6 protein-coding genes and 1 pseudogene are annotated in these 6206 nt (G+C 72.0%); 3 read left to right on the top strand and 4 right to left on the bottom strand.

All coding sequences use genetic code 11. The annotated features are described in order from the left end of the window. Nucleotides 1–96, top strand: a pseudogene (locus tag ACWCP2_RS20285) (DoxX family protein); the annotation flags it as partial. Nucleotides 97–133: 37 nt separating this feature from the next. On the opposite strand, the gene ACWCP2_RS20280 reads toward ACWCP2_RS20285, so the two are convergent. Both ACWCP2_RS20280 and ACWCP2_RS20275 read right to left on the bottom strand, forming a co-directional pair. Further along, nucleotides 134–1186, bottom strand: a complete 1053-nt coding sequence (locus tag ACWCP2_RS20280; RefSeq protein WP_450909969.1) for an SIS domain-containing protein — start codon at nt 1184–1186, stop codon at nt 134–136. 145 nt (nt 1187–1331) lie between these two features. Next, on the bottom strand, nt 1332–2582 hold the full coding sequence (locus ACWCP2_RS20275) for a PTS transporter subunit EIIC (RefSeq protein WP_450909968.1): 1251 nt from the start codon (nt 2580–2582) through the stop codon (nt 1332–1334). Nucleotides 2583–2757: 175 nt separating this feature from the next. On the opposite strand from ACWCP2_RS20275, the gene ACWCP2_RS20270 reads away from it, so the two are divergent. Then, nucleotides 2758–3537 (top strand): GntR family transcriptional regulator, encoded by a 780-nt coding sequence (locus tag ACWCP2_RS20270; protein ID WP_450909967.1) that lies wholly within the window; start codon nt 2758–2760, stop codon nt 3535–3537. Here the strand turns inward: ACWCP2_RS20270 and ACWCP2_RS20265 are convergent. Continuing rightward, nucleotides 3504–4268, bottom strand: a complete 765-nt coding sequence (locus ACWCP2_RS20265; protein ID WP_450909966.1) for an alpha/beta fold hydrolase — start codon at nt 4266–4268, stop codon at nt 3504–3506. The genes ACWCP2_RS20270 and ACWCP2_RS20265 overlap by 34 nt on opposite strands. 140 nt (nt 4269–4408) lie before the next feature. Between ACWCP2_RS20265 and ACWCP2_RS20260 the strand changes: the two genes are divergently transcribed. Continuing rightward, nucleotides 4409–5095, top strand: coding sequence for a GNAT family N-acetyltransferase (locus ACWCP2_RS20260; RefSeq protein WP_450909965.1), 687 nt, complete (start codon nt 4409–4411; stop codon nt 5093–5095). Between the two features lie 82 nt (nt 5096–5177). Here ACWCP2_RS20260 and ACWCP2_RS20255 read toward each other — a convergent pair whose 3' ends face one another. Further along, the gene (locus ACWCP2_RS20255) at nt 5178–6206 is read right to left on the bottom strand and encodes a TolB family protein (protein WP_450909964.1); all 1029 of its coding nucleotides are present in this window, start codon (nt 6204–6206) and stop codon (nt 5178–5180) included.

Genomic DNA, 6206 nt, shown 5'->3' with positions numbered 1-6206 from the left:
GTCCTGCCTCCGCTGACCGGTACCGCCCCCTGGCTCGCCCTGGCCGCGGCGACCGGCTTCGTCGTCCTGCAGATCGGCGCGACCGCGGTCCACCTTGGAGGATCCGCGGGCCGCGGCATGGATGCGCCGGGGCTCAGGCCTGGGTGAAGGCCGCGACCTCGAAGTCGGACATGTCGAGGCCGCCCTGCTTGGTGTCGTCGTTGGCGAAGACGAAGGACTCGATCGGGACGTCCCGCTCTGCGCTGAGCTGGGCCACCAGCTCCTGGAGGACCACCGTCTCCAGGACCACCCGGACCGCGTCCGCGACCTCGGGCAGGCGGACGACCGACAGGCTGTCCGCGGGCTCCACCTCGGCCGTGGTCATGAGCAGCGTGAGGTGGCCGGCGCCCGCCAGCGAGCGGGCCAGCTCGATCTCGCGGCCGTCGCCGTAGACGAGGTGGAGGGTGTTGCCCGCCGACTCCATCTCGCCGTGCAGGTAGTTGCGGGTCGCCGAGTGCGCCGCGGTCATCCGCACCACCTCGCGCAGCAGCAGCGCACCTTCCTCGGCGGAGGCCCGGGAGGCCCCGGCCGCCACACCGTCGGAGGCGATGCAGCGGGCACCGCGCTCCCGCAGGCCGGCCACGACCTCGGTGGCCTGTGCGTGGACCGCGGTGGTCTGCTCGGCGATCTCGCCCCACGGGTCGCCCGCGCGGCCCGCGACGGCCCCGGCGATCAGGTCGAGGGCGACGATCGTGCCGGTGTAGCCGATGGTCGAGGCGTACGAGTCGGGCTCGTTGCCGAGGTCCACGGTGAGGTCCGCGAGGTCGCCGAGCGGCGAGGGAACCACGTTGAGCAGCGCGGTCTTCGTGATGCCGGGGGCGGCGCACTCGAACGCGGCGATGGTCTCGGAGCTGCGGCCACCCTGGGAGACGGCGATCAGGCAGTCGGTGTCGAAGCCGGCGGTGCCGGTCTCGATCTCGCTGGACAGCACGCGCTGGGTGACGATCCCGGCCTCGCGCAGGTGCTGCACGGGGACGGCGAGGGCGGCGTACGAGGCTCCGATGCCGGTGAACAGCGGGCGCTCGGCGGCGCGCAGTCCGGCGAGCTCCGGGGAGGCGAGCTGGGTGCGGACGCGGTCGGCGATCCGGGCGAGGGCAGCGCCCTGGTCGGCCTGGCCTTCGAGGAACGTGATGCGGGATCCGGACATGGTGGGGGGTCCTTAGCGGAGTCTGGGGGTCGCCGGCCCCCGCCGGTTCGGGCGGGCGGGGGCGGGCGGCCGGGCGGAGCGGTCGGGCGGAGCCGGGCGGGTCCGGCGGGGCGGGGCCGGGCGGGGGGAACCGCCGGCCCGGGGCTCAGGAGGCGTCGGCCTTGGTGAGCGGATTGCCTTCCTCGTCGCGTTCGCGGCCCGGGGTGGGGAGGTCGAACTTCACGATCGCCCAGCGGAAGAGCACGTAGTAGATGGCGGCGAAGGCCAGGCCGATCGGGATGAGCATCCAGGGCTTGGTGGCGATGCCGTAGTTCACGATGTAGTCGATCGCGCCGGAGGAGAAGCCGAAGCCGTCGCGGATGCCGAGGGCGTAGCAGACGGCCATCGAGACGCCGAAGAGGAAGGCGTGGATCGCGTAGAGGAGCGGGGCCACGAACATGAAGGCGAATTCGATGGGCTCGGTCACGCCGGTGACGAAGGAGGTCAGGGCGACGGAGATCATCATGCCCTTGACCATGGTCCGGTTCTCGGGGCGCGCGGTGTGCGCGATGGCCATGGCGGCGGCCGGGAGCGCGAACATGTAGATCGGGAAGCCGCCGGTCATGAACTGGCCCGCGGTGGGGTCGCCGGCGAGGAAGCGGGCGATGTCCCCGTGCACCTCGGTGCCGGTGGCCGGGTTGACGAAGGAGCCCGCCTCGAACCAGGGGAAGACCGAGAAGAAGTGGTGCATCCCGATCGGGATGAGGGCCCGGACGACGAGGCCGAAGAGGCCGGCGCCCCAGGCGCCGGTGCCGACCAGCCACTCGCCGAAGTGGAAGAACCAGCCGCCGACGGTCGGCCAGACCACTCCGAATACCACTCCCATGCCGACGCCCGCGAAGGCGCTCAGGATGGGGACGAGGCGGCGGCCGCCGAAGAAGCCGAGCCAGTCGGGCAGCTTGGTGCGGCTGAAGCGCTGGTAGAGGAGGGCCGCGACGAGGCCCATCACGATGCCGCCGAGCACCTTGGCGTCGAGCGGCTCGCCGTCCACGCCCTTGGGGAAGGCGGGGCTGGCGAGTACGGCTTTGAAGACCAGGTAGCCGACCACGGCCGCCAGTGCGGTGGAGCCGTCCGACTTCTTGGCGAAGCCGATGGCCACACCGACCGCGAAGAGCAGCGGCAGGTTGGCGAAGACGGTGTCGCCGGCCGCCGCCAGGACCATCGCGAGCTTCTGGATGAGCAGCGGGAAGTTCTCCCGGCCCAGCAGGTCGTGGCCGCCGAGGCGGGTCAGCAGGGCCGCGGCCGGCAGCGTGGCCACGGGCAGCATCAGGCTGCGGCCGATGCGCTGCATGACCGGCATGATCCGGCCCGGCTTCTTTCCGGCGGCCGGTGTGACCGCGGCGGTGGCCGTACTCATCTGGTGCTCCTCGTCGAGCGGGGTGGTGGGGACGACTCGAAGGTAGCCAGTGGTTCTGGATTGGTCAACGGTGGTCTCTTGTGGTCTTTCAAAAAATATCAAGACGAGGGCTTAGGTCCCGATCCGCCCGGGCCAGAAGCCAGCCGAAGTGGTAGCAAGTGGTATGGTTTGCCCTATGACCGACGACGCTGCCATCGCCGACGCCACCTCCTCGATCACGGCGAACGCCCGCGCCGCGGACCCCCTGTGGGCCCAGGCCGCGGACCGCATCCGCGAGGAGATCGCCCGCCGCGGCCTGTCCGAGGGCAGCAAGCTGCCGCCCGAGCGCGAGCTGTGCACCCGGCTGGACGTCTCCCGCGTCACCCTGCGCCGCGCGCTGGCCCGCCTCGTCGAACAGGGCCTGGTCACCGCGTCCCACGGGCGCGGCTGGTTCGTCGCGGCGCCGGTCGCGCCCGCGCCCGCCCGCGAGTGGCCCAAGGACCTGGAGTCCTTCACCGCCACCGCCCGGCGCAAGCACATGCGCGCCAGCTCGGTGGTCCTGCTCCACGACACCGTCACCGCGTCCCTGGACGACGCCGACCGCCTCGGCGTGCCCGCCGGCACCCCGCTCCTGCGCCTGGAGCGGGTCCGGCTGCTCAACGACGTCCGGATCGCCGTCGACCGGACGCTGGTCGTCGCCGACCTCGCACCCGACCTCGCCCGCACCGACTTCCGCGAGACCTCCCTCTTCGAGGAACTGCGCCGCTGGGGCGTCGAACCCGACCGCGCCGAGGCCACCATCGAGGCGCGCAACGCCGACGGGGAGCTCGCCGGGCATCTGGGCATCGCCGAGGGCGCGCCCGTACTCGTACTCGACCAGACGGTATACACCAGGGACCAGCGGCCGCTGCTGCTGTCCACGGTGGAGTACAGCGGGGACCGCTACCGGCTGCGCACCACCCTGCAGACAGACTGACACCGCGCGTCCGGCACGCGGTAGCCCCGTTCGGCACCCGCCGGGAGCCCCTTCGTCACCCGTGGGGAGTCCCGTTCGGCACCCGCCGGACAGCCGAAAGCCCCGGTCCGGGTGGTCGTCCGCCCGGCCGGGCGCCCGGTGGGTCCGCCGGTCAGATGCCCGCGAGGAACTCCAGCAGTGCCCTCGGGGTCGGTCGCGTACATCATCCCGGTGACATGGGCCGCGGCCTGCGGCATCGCGGTCACGTTGTACGGCGCGAGCATCCTGTCGATGACCTCGTCGGCATAGGGCCGCATTCCCTCCGCGAGGAGCCGCTCGGCAAGGCCCAGGCGGAAGGTTTTGCCGTCCTCGGATTCCGGTGCGGCGGAGGTGTCGGAGAGGACGAGGGCCCGCACGCGACCCGGGTGGCCGAGCCGCATCTGCAGGGCGATCCGGCCGCCCATGGACACACCGGCGACGACCGCTTGTTCGACGTCCAGACGGTCGAGCAGATCCACCGGATCAGCGGCGAAGCCGGCGAGCGTCGTCTTCCCCGGCAGCACCGGACTTTTCCCGTATCCCCGCAGGTCAGGGGTAATCACGCGGTAACCGGCCGTGGTCAGTGCGGCCGTCTGGGGGGCCCACATCGAGTGGTTGAACGGATGTCCGTGGATCAGGATTACGGGGGCTCCCTCGCGGGGACCCAAGTCCTCGAAAAAGAGTGTCACGCCATTGCCAATTTGGGGGTTCATGGAAGGACTCCAAGGGGCTACATTGAGCCACTCGCGTTCACCTGACAGCCCGTTGCCTTTCACCCGTGTTTTGCACTGGGGGCGACGTCAGGGACGCAGACTGTGCAACCACCCCACCGCCCAGAAGGACCGAAGGCTCCGTGCCCGTACCCGTACTCCTCGCCGGCCGCTCCGTGCGGCTTGAGCCCCTCGCCCCCCACCACACCGAGGCCTTGGCCCTGGCCGGGGCCGAGGATCGTACGACTTACGCCTTCACTCCCGTGCCCCACGGGTTGCAGGCGTCACACGAGTACATCGACCGTGCCCTCGCCGATCAGGCGGCGGGTCGATCGCTCCCGTTCGCGGTGGTCAGAGCCACCGACGGCCGGGTGGTCGGTTCGACCCGGTTCCTGGAACTCGACTACTGGCAGGGGCCGCTGGTGTGGCCCGCCGTGCCGGGGGTCCCGTTCGGCGATCCGGCGACGGCGATCCCCGATGCCGCCGAGATCGGCAATACCTGGCTGTCCCCCGCGGCCCAGGGCACCGGCATCAACACCGAGGCGAAGCTGCTCATGCTCCGCCATGCCTTCGAGACCTGGGGCGTCCGGCGGATCTCGCTCCGCGCGGACGCCCGCAACGGACGCTCGCGCGCCGCGATGGAACGGCTCGGCTTCACCAGCGAGGGGGTCCGCCGGGCCCATTCGCGGGGCCTGGACGGCGCCGTGCGCAGTACGGCCTTCTACTCGATCCTCGACGAGGAGTGGCCGGCGGTGCGGTCGGTCATCGAGCTGCGGCTGTCGGCCGGGGCGCAGCGCAAGCGGCGCCGCAAGACGCTCATCCCGGCGTAACGGTCCTCCACCGAGGATCCGGACGCCCCGTCCCCGTCCCCGTCCCTGCTCCTGCCCCTGTCCCCGCCCCCTCTTCCCGGTGTCAGCCGAGGAAGGCGGGGGCGAGGGCCGAGGTCATCAGCCGGGCCGGGGCTCCGCTGCCGTCGGCGGGCAGGGAGTAGAGGTCTGCTCCGAAGTCCCCGGGCAGCGAGTAGACGATCGTCTTGTCGTCGGTCCACACCACCTGGTCGTCGACGCTGCGCTCCTCGGCGAGCGGTGCCTCGGCCATCGTGGCGAGGTCGAGGACGTACAGCCGCCACGGGGCGTCCGGCGACAGGCCGGGCACCCGCTTCTTGAACACCAGCCGGGTCCCGTCGGGCGACAGGGACGGGCATTCCAGGTTCTCGCGCAGCGTGGTCACCGTGCGTGCGGCGAGGTCGCCGCGGACCAGGTGGGTCCGACCGCCGGTGGCGAGCGTCGCGTAGAAGGTCCGCTCGTCGGCGGCGAAGGTGACCCCCCAGAAGTTGACGTCCGCGTTGCGGTAGGTCTTGCCGTCCTTGTGGATGGTGAAGTCCTCCAGCGAGGCGTCGTACGTCCCGGTCCGCAGGTCCAGCACGGAGGTCCGGGTCGAGAAGTTCGTACCGGCGTACGAATCCCCGCCGACGAAGACCGTCCAGGCGACCAGGTGGCCGCCGGGCGAGACCCGGGCCCGGGTCGGGATGCCGGCCAGCGGCCGGGAGGCGACCTCCTTGAGCCGGGAGTCGAGGACCACCGCCTTGTAGGCGTCCTGCACCCCGCTCTTGTCGGCCTGGAGGCAGATCCCGGTGCCGCCGGCCGCGTGGAAGCGCAGGCAGCTCACCCCGGAGGCGGTACGCGGACCTTCGGGCGCGCCCGCCGCCGCGGTGGCGAGCTCGTCGCGGTGCGGGCCCCAGGCCATGTTCCGGAACACGATCCGCCGGCCGCCGGCACCCCCCGCGAGGGACACCTCGCCGCGGGTGATCGCCGGCCCGCCGGCCTGCGCCCGGTCCTTCTCCCCAGCCCGCGAGGAGGCCCGTACGACGGCGAGCGCGCCGATGGCGGCGAGCAGGACGACGGCGGAGACGAGGATCAGGATCCGGCGCTGGAGGGGCAT

The organism is Streptomyces sp. NPDC002104 (assembly GCF_053593795.1).
Note: the sequence above shows the minus strand (reverse complement) of the source record. Positions and strands in the feature narration are given on the sequence as shown.

Bases quoted from the DNA above. Each gene is read 5' to 3' on its own strand.
- ACWCP2_RS20280 (WP_450909969.1), bottom strand. From the start codon at position 1,186: ATGTCCGGATCCCGCATCACGTTCCTCGAAGGCCAGGCCGACCAGGGC.
- ACWCP2_RS20275 (WP_450909968.1), bottom strand. From the start codon at position 2,582: ATGAGTACGGCCACCGCCGCGGTCACACCGGCCGCCGGAAAGAAGCCG.
- ACWCP2_RS20270 (WP_450909967.1), top strand. From the start codon at position 2,758: ATGACCGACGACGCTGCCATCGCCGACGCCACCTCCTCGATCACGGCG.
- ACWCP2_RS20265 (WP_450909966.1), bottom strand. From the start codon at position 4,268: ATGAACCCCCAAATTGGCAATGGCGTGACACTCTTTTTCGAGGACTTG.
- ACWCP2_RS20255 (WP_450909964.1), bottom strand. From the start codon at position 6,206: ATGCCCCTCCAGCGCCGGATCCTGATCCTCGTCTCCGCCGTCGTCCTG.